Origin of the sequence: Pseudomonas sp. 22526 (genome assembly GCF_052044735.1) — a bacterium.
Lineage (GTDB): Bacteria > Pseudomonadota > Gammaproteobacteria > Pseudomonadales > Pseudomonadaceae > Aquipseudomonas > Aquipseudomonas piscium.
This window is the reverse complement of record NZ_JBQENK010000005.1, coordinates 253,078-271,277: the sequence shown is the minus strand read 5'-3', so window position 1 is coordinate 271,277 and position 18,200 is coordinate 253,078. Positions and strand designations below refer to the sequence as shown.

The following is an 18,200-nucleotide window of genomic DNA, read 5'->3' as shown; positions in this document are numbered from 1 at the left end:
CGTTGCCTGCAGACCTGTATCCCTTTTCTGCAGGCGCGCTTTTTTTGCGGCAAGGGGAGGCGGGCGCAACCGCTGACCGGTTGTGCGCGAGGGGAGGTCAGGCGTCGGGATGTTCGGCGCGCAGTTCGTCGATCATCCGCAGGCAGTGGCTGAGCCCGGCGGACACATCGCCGACCCGCCGGCTGATGATGATCGGCGAGGTGGCGTTGGCTTCCAGCAGCGGGCTGAAGCCGATGTCGTCGCGATGCAGCAATTGCACCGAGGCCGGCACCAGGGTGATGCCGATGCCGGCGCCCACCAGGCCGATGGCGGTCTGCAGTTCGTTGGTCCATTGCACGATGCGGATATTCAGGCCGTGGGTGTTGAACAGCGCGATCACGTGGTCGGCGTAGCTCGGACGCGGGTTGCCGGGGTAGAGCACGAAAGGTTCGTCGGCCAGTTGCGCCAGGCTCACCGGCTGGCCGATCAGCGGATGGCCGGCGGGCAGGGCGGCCACCAGGCGATCCTCGGTCTGCACCTTCTGCACGATGGCCGGATCGTCGATGCGGATCCGCCCGAAGCCGATGTCGATGCGCCCGGCCTTGAGGGCTTCCACCTGTTGCAGGGTGGTCATTTCCGACAGCCCCAGCTCCAGGGCCAGGGTCTCGTGGCTGCGCAGGCGGCGGATCAGTTCCGGCAGCAGGCCGTACAGGGTCGAGGGGGCGAAGCCGATGCCGAGCCAGGTCTTTTCGCCGTGGCCGATGCGCCGGGTGTTGTCGCAGACCTTGGCCAGTTGCTCCAGCAGCACGCTGGAATGCTCATAGAAGAAGCGCCCGGCTTCGGTCAGGCGCAACGGCCGGCCGCGCTCCAGCAATAACACCCCGAGTTCCTCTTCCAGTTGCTGGATCTGCCGGCTCAGGGGCGGCTGGGCGATGTGCAGGCGCTCGGCGGCCTTGGTGAAGTTGAGGGTCTGGCCCAGCACCTGGAAGTAACGCAGATGACGCAGTTCCATAAGGCCTCCGCAGGCAAAGAGTGAATACCTTTGAGGTATCGAGCCAGACCAATTCTATATTGGAACCCCGGAAAAAGCCGTACGAGAATCGGGTCCATAACTTCAAGAACCTGATGGGTATGGAAATGCTTTCGAGTGCCATTGAATCGATCGAAACGATCATCGTCGATCTGCCGACCATCCGCCCGCACAAGCTGGCGATGCACACCATGCAGAACCAGACCCTGGTGCTGATCCGCTTGCGCTGCGCCGACGGCATCGAAGGCCTGGGCGAGGCCACCACCATCGGCGGCCTGGCCTATGGCAATGAAAGCCCGGACAGCATCAAGACCAATATCGACCGCTTCTTCACGCCGCTGCTGCTCGGCCAGGACGGCGCCAATGTCAATGCCGCCATGCAGCGCCTGGAGCGCAGCATCCGCGGCAACACCTTCGCCAAGTCCGGTATCGAAAGCGCCTTGCTCGACGCCCAGGGCAAGCGCCTGGGGCTGCCGGTCAGCGAGCTGCTCGGCGGCCGGGTGCGCGACGCCTTGCCGGTGGCCTGGACCCTGGCCAGCGGCGACACTGCCAAGGACATCGCCGAAGCGGAAAAAATGCTCGACCTGCGCCGCCACCGCATCTTCAAGCTGAAGATCGGCGCCGGCGAAGTGGACCGCGACCTGGCCCATGTGATCGCGATCAAGAAGGCCCTGGGCGACCGCGCCAGCGTGCGGGTCGACGTCAACCAGGCCTGGGACGAAGCGGTGGCGGTGCGCGCCTGCCGGGTCCTGGGCGGCAACGGCATCGACCTGATCGAACAGCCGATCTCGCGCAACAACCGCGCTGGTATGGTGCGCCTCAACGCCATCAGCCCGGCGCCGATCATGGCTGACGAATCCATCGAATGCGTGGAAGACGCCTTCAACCTGGCCCGCGAAGGCGCGGCCTCGGTGTTCGCCCTGAAGATCGCCAAGAACGGCGGCCCGCGCGCCGTGCTGCGCACCGCGGCGATCGCCGAGGCGGCGGGCATCGGCCTGTATGGCGGCACCATGCTCGAAGGCGGCATCGGCACCCTGGCGTCGGCCCATGCCTTCCTCACCCTCAATACCTTGAGCTGGGATACCGAGCTGTTCGGCCCGCTGCTGCTGACCGAGGACATCCTCGCCGAGCCGCCGCTGTACCGCGATTTCCAATTGCACGTATCCCAGGCGCCGGGCCTCGGCCTGAGCCTGGACGAGGAACGCCTGGCGTTCTTCCGCCGCGACAAAGCCTGAACTGCCATTCATCACGTCTGAGGAGAGCACCATGCTGTTCCACGTCAAAATGACCGTGAATCTGCCGGTCGACATGAACCCCGAGCGCGCCGCCCAGCTCAAGGCCGACGAAAAGGCCCTGGCCCAGCGCCTGCAGGAGCAGGGCAAGTGGCGGCACCTGTGGCGCATCGCCGGCCTGTACGCCAACTACAGCGTATTCGACGTCGACAGCGTGCAGGAACTGCACGACCTGCTGATGCAACTGCCGCTGTACCCCTACATGGCTATCGAAGTGAACGCGCTGTGCAGGCATCCTTCGTCCATTCATGCGGATGACCGCTGAGCCCGCGCCGGCTCGCTCCAGACTCTAATAAATACAAGATGAGGAATAACCATGAACGTCCGAATTTCCCACACTGCCAGCGCCCAGAAATTTCTCGAAGAAGTCAGCGGCCAGTTCAACGACCAGGGCAACCCGCGCACCAAGGCCCTGGTGTACCGCATCCTGCGTGACACGGTGAACATCATCGAGGACCTCGATGTGACCCCGGAAGAATTCTGGAAGGCGGTCAACTACCTCAACGTGCTCGGCGCGCGCCAGGAAGCCGGGCTGCTGGTGGCCGGCCTGGGCCTGGAGCACTACCTGGACCTGCTGATGGACGCCGCCGACGAACAGGCCGGCAAGACCGGCGGCACCCCGCGCACCATCGAAGGCCCGCTGTACGTGGCCGGTGCGCCGCTGAGCCAGGGTGAAGCGCGCCTCGACGATGGCCGCGATCCGGGCGTGGTGCTGTTCATGCAGGGCCAGGTGCGCAACACCGCCGGCCAGCCGCTGGCCGGGGCTATTGTCGATGTCTGGCACGCCAATACCGGCGGCACCTATTCCTACTTCGATACCGCCCAGTCCGAGTTCAACCTGCGTCGCCGCATCGTCACCGATGCCGAAGGCCGCTATCGTTTCCGTAGCATCGTGCCCTCGGGTTACGGCTGCCCGCCGGACGGTCCGACCCAGCAACTGCTCGACCAGCTGGGCCGTCATGGCCAGCGTCCGGCGCATATCCACTTCTTCATCTCGGCCGACGACCACCGTCACCTGACCACCCAGATCAACCTCGATGGCGACCAGTACCTGCACGACGATTTCGCCTACGCCACCCGCGACGAGCTGATCGCCAGGATCACCTTCAGCGACGATCAGCAGCGTGCGGCGCAGTACGGGGTCAGCGGGCGTTTTGCCGAGATCGACTTCGACTTCACCCTGCAGTCGTCCGCCCAGCCCGAGGAGCAACATCGCCTGGAGCGGGTACGAGCGCTGGAGGACTGACATCGCGGCAGATCCCGATTCGGGGCCACGGGATAACTTGAGTTATCCCGTGGTTTTTGCCGTTGTGAGCCGTGGTCGATGTTTTGCGTGATGTGCCAGCGGTGGCGAACGATCACCGCCCGATAATAACAATGAGAGTGACCCGCTTATGGAAACGCATCTGTTGAGTGAGCGCAGCAGGGTATTTGCCCAGGCCGATCCCTATGCTGTGTCCGGCTATGTCAACCAGCATGTGGGCAGCCACTGCATCCGTTTGCCCAAGGCCGGCAGTCCCCAGGCCAGCCTCAATCATCGGCAGTTCGCCAGCCTCGACCTGTGCTCGATCAGCTACGGCGGCAGCGTGCGTGTCACCTCGCCGGCGCTGGAAACCATCTACCACCTGCAAGTGTTGCTGCGCGGCCACTGCCTGTGGCGCGGCCATCGCCAGGAACATTACTTCGCCCCCGGCGAGCTGCTGCTGATCAACCCCGACGATCCGGTGGACCTGACCTATTCCGACGATTGCGAGAAATTCATCATCAAGGTGCCCACCAGCCTGCTGGAGTCGGTGTGCCAGGAGCAGCGCTGGCTGTATCCGGGGCAGGGCGTGCGCTTCGTGGGCAACCGCTACCAGCTGGATGAACTGGAAGGTTTTATCAACCTGTTGAGTGTGGTTTGCCGCGAAGCCGAAGCCGCGGAATGTATCCCGCGGGTGCAGGAGCATTACGCGCAGATCGTCGCGAGCAAGATGCTCAGCCTGATGAAGACCAACATCCGGCGCGCGGGCCTGGGTTCGTCGTCGGCGACCTTCGAGGCGATTGCCGATTACATCGAGCGCAACCTCAAGCAGGACATCGGCTGCGAGGAACTGGCGCAGCAGGCGCAGATGAGCCTGCGCTCGCTCTATGCGCTGTTCGAGCGCAACGTCCGCTCCACGCCCATGCGCTACATTCGGCAGAAGAAACTGGAACGGATCCACGCCTGCCTGCGCGACCCCAGCTGCAACGTGCGCAACATCACCGAACTGGCCATGGATTTCGGTTTCCTGCACCTGGGGCGCTTCTCGGAAAGCTACCGCAAACAATTCGGCGAACTGCCGTCCGACACCCTCAGACGCCGGCCTTGATCCGGCTTGTGCTTCTGTAGGAGCGAAGCTTGCTCGCGATAGCGTCGGATCTGACCCACCGCGTCGCCCGCCATCGCCGGCAATCGAGCGTCGACCGGCCGCTCCTACAGAAGCCGTGTCCGTCACGTCATCCCCGATTCCTCGTAGCCGCTGCCGAGCCCGCGAGGCTGCGATCGACTGCGCAGCAGTCGCAAGACCTGAAACCGTGTTCGTTCTGGATAAATGCGCGGCCCGGGTGGCGGCCGCTACGTCGGAATGCCACCCAACCCGATCGCAGCCTCGCGAGCTCGGCAGCGGCTACAGCAGCGGCTACCCCCTGTAGGACTTGCCCTACAAAACTCTGCAGAAAACGGATAGTGATCTGCACGCAACGGATATTGCCCCCGCACACCCCGCCCTAGCATGAGCCTTGCCTGAATAAAAACAATGGAGGCGGCGGCCATGACCCTGCGACCCGAATACCTTCACTCCCTGCTTGAAGAAGACCGTGACCGGGGCGTCTACCGCTGCAAGCGGGAGATGTTCACCGACCCCCGGCTGTTCGACCTGGAAATGCAGCACATCTTCGAGGGCAACTGGCTGTACCTCGCCCACGAGAGCCAGATCCCCAACAACAACGATTACTACACCACCACCATGGGCCGGCAGTCGGTCTTCATCGCGCGCAACAAGGACGGCGAACTCAATGCCTTCCTCAACGCCTGCAGCCACCGCGGCGCCATGCTCTGCCGGCACAAGACCGGCAACAAGTCGTCCTACACCTGCCCGTTCCACGGCTGGACCTTCAACAACTCCGGCAAGCTGCTCAAGGTCAAGGACCCGGCCGCCGCGGGTTACCCGTCGAGCTTCAACTGCGAAGGTTCCCACGACCTGACCAGGGTCGCGCGCTTCGAGTCCTATCGCGGTTTCCTGTTCGGCAGCCTCAACCCCGACGTGTTGCCCCTGGTGGAGCACCTGGGCGAGTCGGCGAAGATCATCGACATGATCGTCGACCAGTCCGCCGACGGCCTGGAAGTACTGCGCGGTTCCTCCAGCTACATCTACGAAGGCAACTGGAAACTCACCGCGGAAAACGGCGCCGATGGCTACCACGTAAGCTCAGTGCACTGGAACTACGCAGCCACCCAGAGCCAGCGCAAGCAGCGCGAAGCCGGCGAAGAGATCAAGACCATGAGCGCCGGCAGCTGGGCCAAGCAGGGCGGTGGTTTCTACTCCTTCGACAAGGGCCACATGCTGCTCTGGACCCGCTGGTCCAACCCCGAGGACCGCCCACTCTATGAGCGTCGCGACGAGCTGGCCCGGGACTTCGGCCAGGCCCGCGCCGACTGGATGATCGAGAACTCGCGCAACCTGTGCCTGTACCCCAACGTCTACCTGATGGACCAGTTCAGCTCGCAGATCCGTATCGCCCGGCCGATCTCGGTGGACCGCACCGAAATCACCATCTACTGCATCGCACCCAAGGGCGAAAGCGACGAAGCCCGGGCCATGCGCATCCGTCAGTACGAGGACTTCTTCAACGTCAGCGGCATGGCCACCCCGGACGACCTGGAGGAATTCCGTTCCTGCCAGATGGGCTACCAGGGCAGCGGCAGTGCCTGGAACGATATGTCCCGTGGCGCCGAACACTGGGTCGAGGGTGCGGACGACGCGGCCCGGGAAATCGACCTGCAACCCATCCTCAGCGGCGTGCGCACCGAAGACGAAGGCCTGTTCGTGATGCAGCACAGGTACTGGCAGCAAACCATGCTCAAGGCGCTTGCCGCCGACGCTGCGCGAACCATTGCCGTGGAGGCTGTGTGATGAGCATTTCCCATGACACCGTGCGCGACTTTCTCTACCGCGAAGCGCGCTACCTGGACGACAAGGACTGGGACAGCTGGCTGGAGCTCTACGCCCCCGACGCGACCTTCTGGATGCCGTCCTGGGACGACAACGACGAGCTTACCGAAGACCCGCAGCGGGAAATCTCGCTGATCTGGTACGGCAGTCGCTGCGGCCTGGAAGACCGGGTGTTCCGGATCAAGACCGAGCGCTCCAGCGCGAGCATTCCCGACACCCGCACCTCGCACAACCTGAGCAACATCGAGGTGCTGGAGCAGGCCGACGGCCTGTGCAAGGTGCGCTTCAACTGGCACACCCTGAGCTTTCGCTACAAGACCGTCGACAGCTACTTCGGCACCAGCTTCTACACCCTTGACGTACGGGGCGAGAACCCGTTGATCAAAGCCAAGAAAGTCATCCTGAAGAACGATTACGTTCGTCAGGTCGTCGATGTCTACCACCTCTGAGGCGACTGCCATGACTCACCAAATCGCACTCAATTTCGAAGACGGGGTGACCCGTTTCGTCGTCGCCAACGCTGGCGAAACCCTGGCCGATGCCGCCTACCGCCAAGGCATCAACATTCCCCTGGACTGCCGCGACGGCGCCTGCGGCACCTGCAAGTGTTTTGCCGAAGCCGGGCGTTACGACCTCGGCGAGGAATACATCGACGATGCGCTGACCGCGGATGAAGCCGAGCAGGGCTTCGTGCTGACCTGCCAGATGCGCGCCTTGAGCGACTGCGTGGTGCGGGTGCCGGCGTCGTCGCAAGTCTGCCGCACCGCCCAGGCCACCTTCGACGCCACCATCAGCGCGGTGCGCCAGCTGTCCGACAGCACCATCGCCCTGTCGATCAAGGGCGAGGCTCTGAGCAAGCTGGCGTTTCTGCCGGGGCAGTACGTCAACCTCGGCGTGCCCGGCAGCGAGCAGACCCGCGCCTATTCCTTCAGCTCGCTGCAGCGCGACGGCGAGGTCAGCTTCCTGATCCGCAACGTGCCGGGCGGCCTGATGAGCAGCTTCCTCACCGGCTTGGCGAAAGCCGGCGATCACATGAGCCTGGCCGGCCCATTGGGCAGCTTCTACCTGCGGGATATTCGCCGGCCGCTGTTGCTGCTGGCCGGTGGCACCGGGCTGGCGCCGTTCACCGCGATGCTGGAGAAAATCGCCGAGAAAGGCAGCGAGCATCCGTTGCACCTGATCTACGGGGTGACTCACGATTTCGACCTGGTGGAAATCGACCGCTTGGAAGCCTTCGCCGCGCGCATTCCCAATTTCAGCTTCAGCACCTGCGTGGCCAACCCCGAGAGCCGCCACCCGCTCAAGGGTTACGTGACCCAGCATATCGAGCCCAAGCACCTGAACGATGGCGATGTGGATGTGTACCTGTGCGGCCCGCCGCCGATGGTCGAGGCGGTCAGCCAGTTCATCCGCGAGCAGGGCATTACCCCGGCCAATTTCTACTACGAAAAATTCGCCGCCAGCGCGGCCTGAAACCCACCCCAATTCTGTAGGAGCGAAGCTTGCTCGCGATCAGCCGACAGGCTGAAAGGTCAGCGCTGCACGCACTATCGCTATCGCGGGCAAGCCTCGCTCCTACAGAAGAAGGGACGGTGGTGCATCGAGCCTATTGGCATGAGGTTTTGAGATGAGCAGATTCGAGGAAAAAGTCGCCCTGGTCACCGGGGCGGCGCAGGGCATCGGCCGGCGGGTTGCCGAGCGTCTGGCCGAGGAGGGGGCGCGACTGGTGCTGGTGGACCGCTCCGAGCTGGTGTTCGAGTTGCAGGCCGAGCTGGCCCCCAGGTTCGAGGTGCTGGCGCTGACCGCCGACCTCGAGCGGTACGCCGAATGCAGCCGGGTGATGGCCGCCGCCGTCGAGCGTTTCGGGCGCCTCGACGTGCTGGTCAACAACGTCGGCGGCACCATCTGGGCCAAGCCGTTCGAGCACTATGAAGTGCAGCAGATCGAAGCCGAAGTGCGCCGCTCGCTGTTCCCTACCCTGTGGTGCTGCCACGCGGCGCTGCCCTACATGCTGGAGCAAGGCAGCGGCGCCATCGTCAACGTGTCGTCCATCGCCACCCGCAGCATCAACCGCGTGCCCTATGGCGCGGCCAAGGGCGGGGTGAATGCCCTGACCGCCTGCCTGGCGTTCGAGACCGCCGGGCGCGGGGTGCGGGTCAATGCCACCGCTCCCGGCGGCACCGAAGCGCCGCCACGGCGCATTCCACGCAACAGCGCCGAGCAGAGCGCCGAGGAAAAGGTCTGGTACCAGCAGATCGTCGACCAGACCCTCGACAGCACCCTGATGAAACGCTACGGCACCATCGACGAGCAGGCCGCAGCGATCCTGTTCCTGGCCTCCGACGAGGCGTCCTACATCACCGGCATGGTCATGCCGGTAGGCGGTGGCGACCAGGGCTGAAGTCTCAGGCGTCATCGAAAACCGCACCCAACTGTAGGAGCGAGGCTTGCCCGCGATCGGAGCGCCGCGGTGTGTCAGGCCGGACGCCATCGCGAGCAAGCTTCGCTCCTACAGAAGAGCTGCGCAAACGCACATCCGGTTTCTCATAAAACAACAACAAGAGTCAGATGCCATGCGAAACATAGACAGCAATCAATTGATCGACGGGGCACGCTTCAATGCCTTTCACTGGCGCGTGCTGTTCTGGTGCGCGCTGATCATCATCTTCGACGGCTACGACCTGGTGATCTACGGTGTGGTACTGCCGGTGCTGATGCAGGAGTGGGGCCTGAGCCCGCTGCAGGCCGGGGCACTGGGCAGTTACGCGCTGTTCGGCATGATGTTCGGCGCGCTGTTTTTCGGCTCGCTGTCGGAGCGTATCGGCTGCAAGAAAGTCATCGCCATCTGCGTGGTGCTGTTCAGCGGCTTCACCCTGCTCAACGGGTTCACCACCACGCCCACCCAGTTCGGCATCTGCCGCTTTATCGCCGGCCTCGGCATCGGCGGGGTGATGCCCAACGTGGTGGCGCTGATGAACGAATATGCGCCGAAGAAAATCCGCAGCACCCTGGTGGCGATCATGCTCAGCGGCTACTCGGTGGGCGGCACCCTGTCCGCCGGCCTGGGCATCCTGCTGCTGCCGAGTTTCGGCTGGCAGGCGGTGTTCTATGTGGCGGCGATCCCGCTGGTGCTGCTGCCGCTGATTCTCAAGTTCCTGCCCGAATCCCTGGGCTTCCTGCTGCGCCAGGGCCGGGAAGACGAGGCGCGCCAGGTGCTGCAATGGGTCGAGCCGGGCTTCGTGCCGCAACCCGGCGACCAGTTCGCCAAGGCCAACCTCAAGAGCGCCGGCGCGCCGGTGGTGCAGCTGTTCCGCGAAGGCCGGGCGCTGAGCACCTTGATGCTCTGGGTCGTATTCTTCTGCTGCCTGCTGATGGTCTACGCGCTCAACTCCTGGCTGCCCAAGCTGATGGCCAGCGCCGGTTACAGCCTGGGCTCGAGCCTGATGTTCCTGCTGGTGCTGAACCTCGGCGCGATCTTCGGCGCCGTGGGCGGCGGCTGGATCGGCGATCGCCTGAAACTGCAAAAGGTCCTGGTGGCTTTTTTTGTCGTGGCCGCGGTGTCCATCAGCCTGCTTGGCTTCAAGAGTCCGCACGGGCTGCTGTACGCACTGATCGCGATTGCCGGGGCGACCACCATCGGCACGCAGATCCTGGCCTTTGCCTGCGTCGCCCAGTTCTATCCGGTGACGATCCGTTCCACCGGCATTGGCTGGGCCTCGGGGATCGGCCGCAGCGGGGCCATAGTCGGGCCGCTGTTGGGCGGTGCCTTGGTGAGCATCGAGCTGCCGCTGCACTATAACTTCATGGCCTTCGCCATTCCGGGGGCAGTGGCGGCGCTGGCGATGTGTTTCGTCTACCAGCGGCCGGCCAAGGCGCTGCCGGTCAGCCAGGCCAGCGCACCATCGCTGTAGCGATGCCATGACCGGCGCGGGCGCCCAGGTGCCTGCGCCGGCGGTTCAGCCATGCCATGCCTCAGGGCTTTGGAGCTTGCATGCGGCAGTTGATCAAGGACTTTTCGTTGTCGGCGCTGGTGGCCGGGTTTATCGCCACGCTGATTTCCTATGCCGGGCCGCTGGTGATTATCTTCCAGGCGGCCAAGGCCGCGGGCCTGCCCCAGGAAGTGTTGTCGTCCTGGGTCTGGGCGATTTCCATCGGCAGCGGGGTGCTGGGCATCCTCCTCAGCCTGCGCTTCAAGGTGCCGGTGGTCATCGCCTGGTCGGCGCCGGGCTCGGCGCTGCTGGTGGCCTTGCTGCCGGGCATTGGCCTCAACGAGGCGGTGGGTGCCTACCTGGTGGCCAGCGCGCTGATCCTGCTGATCGGCCTGTGCGGCATCTTCGACAAGATCATCGGCCGGCTGCCGGCGGCGATTTCCGCGGCGATGCTGGCGGGCATCCTGTTCAGTTTCGGTACCGGGCTGTTCCGCTCGATCCAGGACAAACCGCTGCTGGTCGGGGCGATGTTCCTCAGCTACCTGCTGTGCAAGCGCCTGTCGCCGCGTTATGCGGTATTGGCCGTGCTGCTGGTGGGCTGCGCCATCTCCCTGACAATGGGCGATATCGACCGCTCGGCACTGGTGATCGGCCTGGCCACGCCGCACTGGATCAGCCCCGCGTTCAGCTGGAACAGCGTGCTCAACGTCGCGCTGCCGTTGGTGGTGGTGGCTTTGACCGGGCAATTCGTGCCGGGCATCGCCGTGCTGCGCAACGACGGCTACAACACCCCGGCCAGCCCGATCCTCGCCAGCAGCGCCTTCACCAGCCTGCTGCTGGCGCCGTTCGGCTGCCACGGGTTGAACCTGGCGGCGATCACCGCGGCCATCTGCACCGGCCGCGAAGCCCACGAAGACCCGGGCAAACGCTATGTGGCCGGGGTCATGGGCGGGCTGTTCTACCTGCTGCTGGGGATCTTCGGCGCGACCCTGGTTTCGCTGTTCAGCGCCTTTCCCCGGGCATTGATCGCGGCCCTGGCCGGGCTCGCGCTGTTCGCCGCCATTGGCGGCGCCCTGAGCAGCGCCATGGCCGTACCGCGGGATCGCGAAGCAGCGCTGATCACTTTCCTGGTGACGGCCTCGGGCATGTCGCTGTTCGGCCTGTCGGCGGCTTTCTGGGGGCTGCTGTTTGGCCTGCTGGCCCATGGGGTGCTGACCTTGCGTCGCCCGCAAGCCTTGCCTGCGGCGGGGGACGCACCGGCCCAGGCGCGTAACTGACAGCGCTGCGGCGCCCGCCCTGTATCAAAACCCTTGCACAGGCGAATCCTCCCGGCACGGCCTGTGCTTGCGGGCCTGCCGTTCGCTGCTGGTGAAATAAACGCGTGAATCCCCGGAAACCTGTGGATTTTTCGATACAACCCTTACCCATTCTTTACCTTCATGCGCTGCTCAATGTCGCGCAAACGCTGTCTGAAACGGCGAGAAACTTGTGGTTCTCGTCCTGAAAGAGAGTGAAGTGATGATGTTGAGTCGAGTTGCAAAAGTGGCGGTGGTGATCGCCTTGTTGTCGTCCCTGTCGGGCTGCTGGATGTTCTTCCCGCCGGGTGGTGGCGGTGGTGGTCATGGCGGCGGTGGCGGTGGCGGCCAGCATGGCGGTTTTGGCGGAGGTCCTGGTGGCGGCGGCCCACGCTGACCGCGACTGACCCGATTCTGTAGGAGCCAGGCTTGCCGGCGATCGAGGCGACGCGGTGTGTCAGGCCGGACGCCATCGCGGGCAAGCCTCGCTCCTACAGGGACTGTGGTGGTTGCAGATACCGCGGCGCCGACAAGCAAGCGGCTGGTCGGATGCGTTGTTGCAAACCCCTTCTTGAGCCTGGGGCACAAACCCCAGCACCTATACTCAATCCAGGCATGGTCGTGTAGTACCCGGTTGAAGCCTGCCCCGTCGTGAGCGGGTGGCCGTGGTCGACGCTGTGCGAGGGTTGCCATCTTGTACCTGCGTGCGCTGATCGTCGTGATGCTGCTGGTGCTGGCCGGGTGCGCCGTGACCCAGCGCGTCCGCGAGGTGGTAGCGCCGGTGGCGGTGGTGCCGGCCAGCACCTGGCGCCAGGTGGACCGGGAAATCGCCGAGGCTTCGCAAGAGGCGGTGATCCAGGTCAAGGTCTTTGCCCGCGGCTCCATGGAGCACTGGCGGGTACGGGTCTACGCGGTCACCGAAGAAACCTTCATCCCCTGGTTCAGCAGTTACTGGACCCAGGAATGGATGGCCATGAAAGTCAGTTGGTACAGCCTCACCGCCGGCGACGAGAAGGACGCGGCGGCGACGCGGCTGGCGGCCTACCTCAAGGAACAGTACCAGGAACAGGTGCTGGCTCCGGTGGCGGTGGAAATCGACCCGGATGCGATTCTCAACCAGGCCACGGAGTTCTATATCGAGCTGCTGGACAAGCAGGTGCAGGTGATCGCCCAGCGTTATCGGTTGCCGGCCAAGCAGCTCGACCAACGGCTCAATGGCATCCAGGCGATTCGCCTGGGGCCGCCGCCGGCGCGCGATGCGTCGATGTACCAGGTGCTGCACGCCAAGCCCTTGACCACGCTGCCGGCCTACTCGGCGCTGTACCAGCAGATCCATGGCGCCCCCGCGGGCACCGGCGAGGTGTCGTCGGAGGCCGGGATCGTCTCGGTGGCCAAACAGGCCAGCGAAAAATTCGAAGCGCAGATGGCCGGTCGTGGCATTGCCGGCGCCGCGTCGGCGGTGGCCGGCAAGGTCGCCGGTGCGGTGATCTCCCTGGGGGCGGCGGGGTTTCGCGCGATCGCCCATGAGAGCGACCGGGCCGAGACCGAGGCGCAGATTCGCCAGAGCCTGGGCAAGGCGTTCGACCAGGCCTGGTTCAAGCTGATGAACAACACCGGCAACGGGGTGATGGCCGGGGTGTATTACCTGGCCGGGCAGATCGAGGGCGAGCTGGGCAAAAGCGCGGTACCTAACCCTCCGCTGGAGACCGTGCCGGGCAGCGTGCATCCGCCTGCCACGCCAGGCCTGAGCGCCCCGGAAACCGGCTGGCACCCGGAGCCATGAGGTCCGTTGGTCGGCGCCCTGGTTTTTTTCGCGCCGGCCTGTCGATTGTCGGCGATGCGGATCGACCAGTTCCCAGAAGCCGCGACCGATACCCAGGTCGGGCCTTGATGTCCAACCCCAATCAGCAGGAGCAGGATCATGTCTTATGTCGATGGTTGTGTACTGGCGGTGCCCACCGCCAACCTTGAAGCCTTCAAGCAGCATGCGCAGACCGCGGCGAAGGTGTTCAAGGGCTACGGTGCCCTGAGTGTGGTCGATTGCTGGGGCGACGATGTGCCCGAGGGCAAGCTGACCTCGTTCCCCATGGCGGTCAAGCTCAAGGCGGATGAGACGGTGGTGTTCAGCTGGATCATCTGGCCGTCCCGCGAAATCCGCGACGCGGGCATGCAAAAAGCCATGGAAGACCCGCGGCTCCAGCCTGACGCCTGCCCGATGCCGTTCGACGGCCAGCGCATGATTTATGGCGGGTTCAAGATGCTGGTGAATGCCTGAGGGGTTACCAGCGAAACATCGGTAGCGGCCGCAGCGGGGTGCGCAGGAACTGGCGGGCCGAGGCGCGTGCCAGCATCCAGTGAAAACCCTGGTCGGGGTAGCGGGCCTGGACCTCGCGGATGAACGGGCGCGGCAGGCCGAAGCTGAGCAGGCCCAGGGACACGTCGATCATGTCGGCCTGCCGGAAGGGTTCGACGCTCGCGGCGTGGGCCCGGCGATAGGGGCGCAGTTTGTGATGCTCATCGATCAGCGCGCTGACCTGCTCAGCCAGCGGCGACTCGCCGCGCTCGGCTAGAAAGGCCCGGGCCAGTTGGATCGACGGCGCCAGGTAGTCGAGGGTGCCGTGGGTCCAGATACCCAGGTCATGAAAGGCCGCGGCCACCTGCACCGCCGTGCATGGCGGCCGGTCCTGGGGGTTGAGCGCGGTGTAGAAGCTCAGCACCCGATACACATGATTGCGATAGCCGGGCAGGTCCTTGCCGATCACGGCTGCGTAAGAGGCGAGGATCTGCTCGGTGAGCGGGCATTCGAGAACGACGTCCATGTGGCTCTGCTCTGGAGTGGGGAGCGCGACAGTATAAAGGCCGGTGAGGGGCTTGAGGGATTGCATGCGGGAACCAGCTGGTTGGCGATGCGGGCGCTGTAGCCTGTCAGGCAGGACGCCATCGCCAGCAAGCGGGTTTCAGCAGATGGGTGATGTCTGTGGTTAACGCGGCCAGTTTGCTGGCGATCAAGAGTCAGGAGAGAGTTTATGAGTATCGAGTTGAGTGCGTTTCGTTGGGTACCGCCCTTTGCCCGGGGCTATGTGCGCGATCTGCGGGTGCGCTGGGCGCTGGAGGAGGCCGGGTTGCCTTATGAGGTCCGGTTGATCGACCCAGAAATCCAGGCCAGCGACAGCTACCGGCGCTGGCAGCCGTTCGGCCAGGTGCCGGCCTACCGCGACGGTCGGGTCGAGATGTTCGAGTCCGGGGCGATCGTGCTGCATATCGCCCGGCAGTCCGAGGTGCTGGCGCCGGTGGATGAGGCCGGGCGGGCGCGGGTCGAGACCTGGGTGCTGGCGGCGCTGAACACTATCGAGCCTTCCGCCCAGAACTTCGCCGGCCTCGAGGTGGCGTATGGGGCGCAGACGCCGGGCAAGGAGCAGGAAAGCCTCGACCGGCGCCTGGAGGCGCTCGCTGCCTGGCTGGGGCAACGGGAGTACCTCGAACAGCGTTTCAGTGCCGGCGACCTGATGATGACCACTGTATTGCGGGAACTGGTGGCCTGCGGCGCCCTGGCGCATTACCCGACGCTGGACGCCTACCGCCTGCGCTGCGAGGCCCGCCCGGCATTTGCCAGGGCCCTGGAAGGGCAGTTGCAGCCGTTCCGCGAGCACCCCGCGGGCTGATTCAAGCGCAATGAAAACAGGGCGGACCAGATGCTGGCCCGCCCTTTTTTATTGCGCCGTTCGCTGGCGATATTCGGTGGTGGTCATGCCGGCGTAGCCCCAGTTATCGATGTCGACTTCCTCGATGACGATATGGGTCAGTTCCGGGGCCTTGTTCAGCACCCGTTGTAGGGTTTCGGTGATCTCGCGGATGACCTGGGCTTTCTGTTCGCGGGTCACGCCGTCACGGGTGATGCGCAGGTTGACGAAGGGCATGGCTGTACTCCTGAGGACGAGGGGTGGTTTGCAAGAGACGGGAGGCACTCAGGCCTCCCGCCGGGTTTACCATTTGCCGCTGCTCATGCCGCCGTCCACCGGCAGCACCACGCCGGTGGTGAAGTCGGCGCCGGACAGGTAGAGCACCGCGTCGGCGATTTCCTCGATGCGTCCCAGCCGCCCGGCCGGTTGCAGGCCGTCGAGGAAGGCGCGGTGCGCCGGGTCGTGCATCGGCGTGTCGATGATCCCCGGGGCCACCGCGTTGACCTGGATGTTGAACGGCGACAGCTCCAGGGCCAGGGCGCGGGTCATCTGGTTCACGCCGCCCTTGATCAGCACCGGCAAGGCCGCCGGGACCGCCAGGTTCGGTTGCAGCGCGACACTGGCGCTGATGTTGATGATGTGGCCCTGGCGCCGCTCGATCATGTGCCGCGCCGCAGCTTGGGAGGCATAGACCACGCCCTTGAGGTTGGTCTCCAGCAGGCTTTCCAGCTCCTCGGGGCTGTAGTCGATAAATGGCTTGGGCAGGAAGAAGCCGGCGTTGTTGACCAGCACATCGACCTGGCCGAAACGGGCGACGGCGCGTTCGACCAGTTGCGTGGCGGTGGCCGGGTTGGCGATGTCGCCTTCGACCCCGAGAAAGCGCTCGCTATTGCCCAGGGTTTCGGCTGCCGCGGCCAGCCGCTGCGCCGAGCGGGCATTGCCCACCACGTTGTAGCCGCGGGCCAGGTAGGCCTGGGCCAGGCCGAGGCCGATGCCGCTGGAGGCGCCGGTGATGATGACGGTTCTGTTGTGGCTCATGGGGAAGCTCATAGGGATAGTCCTGTTCTGCGGTGAGAGAAGTGCCAGCGCTGTTGGGCAGAACTATATTTGTGTGTCGAATGCTGATAAATAGCGTTACGGGTACTTCACTTGATACATGGTGTAATCAATGAGTCGGCAATTCGACGATGTGCTGCTGGGCAGCATCGAGCTGTTCTGCATGGCGGCGGAGATCGGCAGCTTTACCGGCGCGGCGCTGGCGGCCGGGGTCACGCCGGCGGCGGTCAGCCGCTCGGTGTCGCGCCTGGAAGAGCGGCTCGGCGTACGGCTGTTCGTGCGCACCACCCGCAGCATCCGCCTGACCGACGGCGGGCGTGACTATCACCAGCAATGCCGCAGCGCGCTGAACCAGATGCTCGAAGCCGAGCGCCAGTTGACCGGGCAGCAGCTGGCGCCTTCCGGCACCTTGCGCATCAGCCTGCCGACCACCTACGGCCATCTGCGGATCTTGCCACTGCTGCCGGAATTTCGCCGGCGCTATCCGCAGATGCGGGTGGAGGTCAACCTGAGCAACCGCAATATCGATTTCGTCGAAGGGGGCTACGACATGGCGATCCGGGTGCGCGCGCAGCCGGATTCCGGGCTGGTCGCGCGGTTGCTGGAAGACGCCGAACTGGTGGTGTTCGCCGCCCCGGATTACCTGGCGCGGGCCGGCACCCCGCAGCGGCTCGACGACCTGGCGCAGCACGAGTGCATCCAGTTCGAGCTGCCCAGCAGCGGCCGGCGCATCGCCTGGCTGTTCAACGGCCCCGACGGCCCCTGCGAAGTGCTCGCCGAGGGGGCCTACGTGTGCTCCGAGGACCTGCTGGGAGGCGTGACCCTGGCCAGGCATGGCGCCGGCCTGTTCCAGACTTACCGTTTCATGGTCGAGCGCGAGCTGGCCGAGGGTTCCCTGGTGGAGGTGCTGCAACCATACGGCGGTCGCACCCGGCCCTTCAGCCTGCTGTATCCCCACAGCCGGCATGTGCCGTTGCGCCTGCGGGCCTTTATCGATTTCCTGCTGGAGAAGCAGCCGGGTTGGAAGACCTGAAGCGGGGATGGGCAGCCCGGGATGGATTGGTTAGTATGGCGACCGGGCTTCCTGGGCGCCCACCTCGCGAAAGCGCAAGCACCTTCAATTCCCGCAAGCACCACGCTTGCATACCCCCTCCGGGCCAATAGCGAGCAGGCCGATTCTCTTGGAGTTGGTATGCCTATCCAGAAATCCGTTCCCCGTTCACCCGCCAGTCAGGCCGCCAGCCTGGTACTGCGCGAAGCCAAGCGCCTGCATCGCACTGCAACCAGCGGTTCGTTGGCCAGCGCCTTGCCGATCCTGCGGCGCTTGCTGGCGAGCAACAGTTTGCCTGGCCTGTCGTTGCCCGAGCTGTATCGGCAGCGCGACAAGGTGCAGCGCAAACACCTGTTGCGCACCCTGGCCAGCGAAGCCGGTTTTGCCCATTGGGAGAGCTATCGCCAGGTCCTCGACGAGCTGGCGCCCGAGCAGTTGCAGCACTTCGAGCTGGTCTACCGCCAGGCGGGCCATCTCAACTGCTGGTTCTCGTCGCCGGACGAGGCTCGGCAGTACGTGGCCCATCATGGCGGCCGGCTGTTGTGCGTAGGGCAACAGGCGGTGGTGCTGGTGGATCTGCCGGCGGCGTAAGGCGCTATCCATCGTTGTACAGAAGCACGGCACCCGGGATCTCCCCGGGTGCCGTTTTTATTGGCATGCAACATCTGAATCAACAACACACATCTGTAGGAGCG

20 protein-coding genes are annotated in these 18,200 nt (G+C 64.7%); 16 read left to right on the top strand and 4 right to left on the bottom strand.

Annotation, left to right across the window (positions count from 1 at the left end; all coding sequences use genetic code 11):
* Positions 1–97 precede the first annotated feature (97 nt).
* Positions 98–991: a LysR family transcriptional regulator gene (locus ACTJKT_RS10135; RefSeq protein WP_023964142.1), complete on the bottom strand. Its 894-nt coding sequence runs from the start codon at positions 989–991 to the stop codon at positions 98–100.
* A gap of 125 nt (positions 992–1,116) precedes the next feature.
* Here ACTJKT_RS10135 and ACTJKT_RS10130 point away from each other — a divergent pair, with 125 nt between their 5' ends.
* From ACTJKT_RS10130 to ACTJKT_RS10070, 13 genes are all read left to right on the top strand, one after another.
* On the top strand, positions 1,117–2,244 hold the full coding sequence (locus tag ACTJKT_RS10130; RefSeq protein ID WP_440787040.1) for a muconate cycloisomerase family protein: 1,128 nt from the start codon (positions 1,117–1,119) through the stop codon (positions 2,242–2,244).
* 31 nt (positions 2,245–2,275) lie between these two features.
* Positions 2,276–2,566 carry a muconolactone Delta-isomerase gene (catC, locus tag ACTJKT_RS10125; RefSeq protein ID WP_009044734.1) on the top strand — a complete coding sequence of 97 codons (291 nt, stop codon included), beginning with the start codon at positions 2,276–2,278 and terminating at the stop codon, positions 2,564–2,566.
* A 51-nt stretch (positions 2,567–2,617) separates the two neighbouring features.
* On the top strand, positions 2,618–3,547 hold the full coding sequence (gene catA, locus ACTJKT_RS10120; protein ID WP_440786979.1) for a catechol 1,2-dioxygenase: 930 nt from the start codon (positions 2,618–2,620) through the stop codon (positions 3,545–3,547).
* A gap of 148 nt (positions 3,548–3,695) precedes the next feature.
* Positions 3,696–4,652 carry an AraC family transcriptional regulator gene (locus ACTJKT_RS10115; protein ID WP_440786978.1) on the top strand — a complete coding sequence of 319 codons (957 nt, stop codon included), beginning with the start codon at positions 3,696–3,698 and terminating at the stop codon, positions 4,650–4,652.
* Positions 4,653–5,093: 441 nt separating this feature from the next.
* On the top strand, positions 5,094–6,455 hold the full coding sequence (gene benA / locus ACTJKT_RS10110; RefSeq protein WP_440786977.1) for a benzoate 1,2-dioxygenase large subunit: 1,362 nt from the start codon (positions 5,094–5,096) through the stop codon (positions 6,453–6,455).
* Positions 6,455–6,943 carry a benzoate 1,2-dioxygenase small subunit gene (gene benB, locus ACTJKT_RS10105; RefSeq protein ID WP_440786976.1) on the top strand — a complete coding sequence of 163 codons (489 nt, stop codon included), beginning with the start codon at positions 6,455–6,457 and terminating at the stop codon, positions 6,941–6,943. The genes benA and benB overlap by 1 nt, the downstream gene beginning before the upstream one ends.
* A gap of 10 nt (positions 6,944–6,953) precedes the next feature.
* Positions 6,954–7,967, top strand: coding sequence for a benzoate 1,2-dioxygenase electron transfer component BenC (benC, locus tag ACTJKT_RS10100; protein ID WP_440786975.1), 1,014 nt, complete (start codon positions 6,954–6,956; stop codon positions 7,965–7,967).
* Positions 7,968–8,121: 154 nt separating this feature from the next.
* On the top strand, positions 8,122–8,895 hold the full coding sequence (locus ACTJKT_RS10095) for a 1,6-dihydroxycyclohexa-2,4-diene-1-carboxylate dehydrogenase (protein ID WP_440786974.1): 774 nt from the start codon (positions 8,122–8,124) through the stop codon (positions 8,893–8,895).
* A gap of 172 nt (positions 8,896–9,067) precedes the next feature.
* The gene (locus ACTJKT_RS10090; RefSeq protein ID WP_440786973.1) at positions 9,068–10,405 is read left to right on the top strand and encodes an MFS transporter; all 1,338 of its coding nucleotides are present in this window, start codon (positions 9,068–9,070) and stop codon (positions 10,403–10,405) included.
* 80 nt (positions 10,406–10,485) lie between these two features.
* Positions 10,486–11,700, top strand: a complete 1,215-nt coding sequence (locus ACTJKT_RS10085; protein WP_440786972.1) for a benzoate/H(+) symporter BenE family transporter — start codon at positions 10,486–10,488, stop codon at positions 11,698–11,700.
* A gap of 241 nt (positions 11,701–11,941) precedes the next feature.
* Positions 11,942–12,115: a hypothetical protein gene (locus ACTJKT_RS10080; RefSeq protein ID WP_009049922.1), complete on the top strand. Its 174-nt coding sequence runs from the start codon at positions 11,942–11,944 to the stop codon at positions 12,113–12,115.
* A 297-nt stretch (positions 12,116–12,412) separates the two neighbouring features.
* Positions 12,413–13,501: a hypothetical protein gene (locus ACTJKT_RS10075; protein ID WP_440786971.1), complete on the top strand. Its 1,089-nt coding sequence runs from the start codon at positions 12,413–12,415 to the stop codon at positions 13,499–13,501.
* A gap of 138 nt (positions 13,502–13,639) precedes the next feature.
* A complete protein-coding gene (locus ACTJKT_RS10070; RefSeq protein ID WP_097304365.1) occupies positions 13,640–13,993 on the top strand; it encodes a DUF1428 domain-containing protein in 354 nt (117 codons plus the stop codon).
* A gap of 4 nt (positions 13,994–13,997) precedes the next feature.
* On the opposite strand, the gene ACTJKT_RS10065 is transcribed toward ACTJKT_RS10070, so the two are convergent.
* Positions 13,998–14,537 (bottom strand): phosphohydrolase, encoded by a 540-nt coding sequence (locus ACTJKT_RS10065; RefSeq protein ID WP_440786970.1) that lies wholly within the window; start codon positions 14,535–14,537, stop codon positions 13,998–14,000.
* A 207-nt stretch (positions 14,538–14,744) separates the two neighbouring features.
* On the opposite strand from ACTJKT_RS10065, the gene ACTJKT_RS10060 reads away from it, so the two are divergent.
* Complete coding sequence (locus ACTJKT_RS10060; RefSeq protein WP_440786969.1) at positions 14,745–15,380, top strand: glutathione S-transferase family protein; 636 nt, start codon at positions 14,745–14,747, stop codon at positions 15,378–15,380.
* Between the two features lie 48 nt (positions 15,381–15,428).
* Here the strand turns inward: ACTJKT_RS10060 and ACTJKT_RS10055 are convergent, their stop codons facing one another.
* Positions 15,429–15,635, bottom strand: coding sequence for a tautomerase family protein (locus ACTJKT_RS10055; RefSeq protein ID WP_440786968.1), 207 nt, complete (start codon positions 15,633–15,635; stop codon positions 15,429–15,431).
* A gap of 66 nt (positions 15,636–15,701) precedes the next feature.
* Complete coding sequence (locus ACTJKT_RS10050) at positions 15,702–16,436, bottom strand: SDR family NAD(P)-dependent oxidoreductase (RefSeq protein WP_440786967.1); 735 nt, start codon at positions 16,434–16,436, stop codon at positions 15,702–15,704.
* Positions 16,437–16,566: 130 nt separating this feature from the next.
* On the opposite strand from ACTJKT_RS10050, the gene ACTJKT_RS10045 reads away from it, so the two are divergent.
* Both ACTJKT_RS10045 and ACTJKT_RS10040 read left to right on the top strand, forming a co-directional pair.
* A complete protein-coding gene (locus ACTJKT_RS10045) occupies positions 16,567–17,487 on the top strand; it encodes a LysR family transcriptional regulator (RefSeq protein WP_440786966.1) in 921 nt (306 codons plus the stop codon).
* 159 nt (positions 17,488–17,646) lie between these two features.
* Positions 17,647–18,096: a hypothetical protein gene (locus ACTJKT_RS10040; RefSeq protein WP_081360363.1), complete on the top strand. Its 450-nt coding sequence runs from the start codon at positions 17,647–17,649 to the stop codon at positions 18,094–18,096.
* The last annotated feature ends 104 nt before the right edge of the window (positions 18,097–18,200 follow it).

What these genes read in the sequence shown, in the direction of transcription:
- ACTJKT_RS10055 (WP_440786968.1), bottom strand. Translation starts at nt 15,635, where the DNA reads ATGCCCTTCGTCAACCTGCGCATCACCCGTGACGGCGTGACCCGCGAA.
- benA (WP_440786977.1), top strand. Translation starts at nt 5,094, where the DNA reads ATGACCCTGCGACCCGAATACCTTCACTCCCTGCTTGAAGAAGACCGT.
- catC (WP_009044734.1), top strand. Translation starts at nt 2,276, where the DNA reads ATGCTGTTCCACGTCAAAATGACCGTGAATCTGCCGGTCGACATGAAC.
- benC (WP_440786975.1), top strand. Translation starts at nt 6,954, where the DNA reads ATGACTCACCAAATCGCACTCAATTTCGAAGACGGGGTGACCCGTTTC.
- benB (WP_440786976.1), top strand. Translation starts at nt 6,455, where the DNA reads ATGAGCATTTCCCATGACACCGTGCGCGACTTTCTCTACCGCGAAGCG.
- ACTJKT_RS10040 (WP_081360363.1), top strand. Translation starts at nt 17,647, where the DNA reads ATGCCTATCCAGAAATCCGTTCCCCGTTCACCCGCCAGTCAGGCCGCC.
- ACTJKT_RS10045 (WP_440786966.1), top strand. Translation starts at nt 16,567, where the DNA reads ATGAGTCGGCAATTCGACGATGTGCTGCTGGGCAGCATCGAGCTGTTC.
- ACTJKT_RS10090 (WP_440786973.1), top strand. Translation starts at nt 9,068, where the DNA reads ATGCGAAACATAGACAGCAATCAATTGATCGACGGGGCACGCTTCAAT.
- ACTJKT_RS10050 (WP_440786967.1), bottom strand. Translation starts at nt 16,436, where the DNA reads ATGAGCCACAACAGAACCGTCATCATCACCGGCGCCTCCAGCGGCATC.
- ACTJKT_RS10085 (WP_440786972.1), top strand. Translation starts at nt 10,486, where the DNA reads ATGCGGCAGTTGATCAAGGACTTTTCGTTGTCGGCGCTGGTGGCCGGG.
- ACTJKT_RS10060 (WP_440786969.1), top strand. Translation starts at nt 14,745, where the DNA reads ATGAGTATCGAGTTGAGTGCGTTTCGTTGGGTACCGCCCTTTGCCCGG.
- ACTJKT_RS10130 (WP_440787040.1), top strand. Translation starts at nt 1,117, where the DNA reads ATGCTTTCGAGTGCCATTGAATCGATCGAAACGATCATCGTCGATCTG.
- catA (WP_440786979.1), top strand. Translation starts at nt 2,618, where the DNA reads ATGAACGTCCGAATTTCCCACACTGCCAGCGCCCAGAAATTTCTCGAA.
- ACTJKT_RS10065 (WP_440786970.1), bottom strand. Translation starts at nt 14,537, where the DNA reads ATGGACGTCGTTCTCGAATGCCCGCTCACCGAGCAGATCCTCGCCTCT.
- ACTJKT_RS10070 (WP_097304365.1), top strand. Translation starts at nt 13,640, where the DNA reads ATGTCTTATGTCGATGGTTGTGTACTGGCGGTGCCCACCGCCAACCTT.
- ACTJKT_RS10095 (WP_440786974.1), top strand. Translation starts at nt 8,122, where the DNA reads ATGAGCAGATTCGAGGAAAAAGTCGCCCTGGTCACCGGGGCGGCGCAG.
- ACTJKT_RS10115 (WP_440786978.1), top strand. Translation starts at nt 3,696, where the DNA reads ATGGAAACGCATCTGTTGAGTGAGCGCAGCAGGGTATTTGCCCAGGCC.
- ACTJKT_RS10080 (WP_009049922.1), top strand. Translation starts at nt 11,942, where the DNA reads ATGATGTTGAGTCGAGTTGCAAAAGTGGCGGTGGTGATCGCCTTGTTG.
- ACTJKT_RS10135 (WP_023964142.1), bottom strand. Translation starts at nt 991, where the DNA reads ATGGAACTGCGTCATCTGCGTTACTTCCAGGTGCTGGGCCAGACCCTC.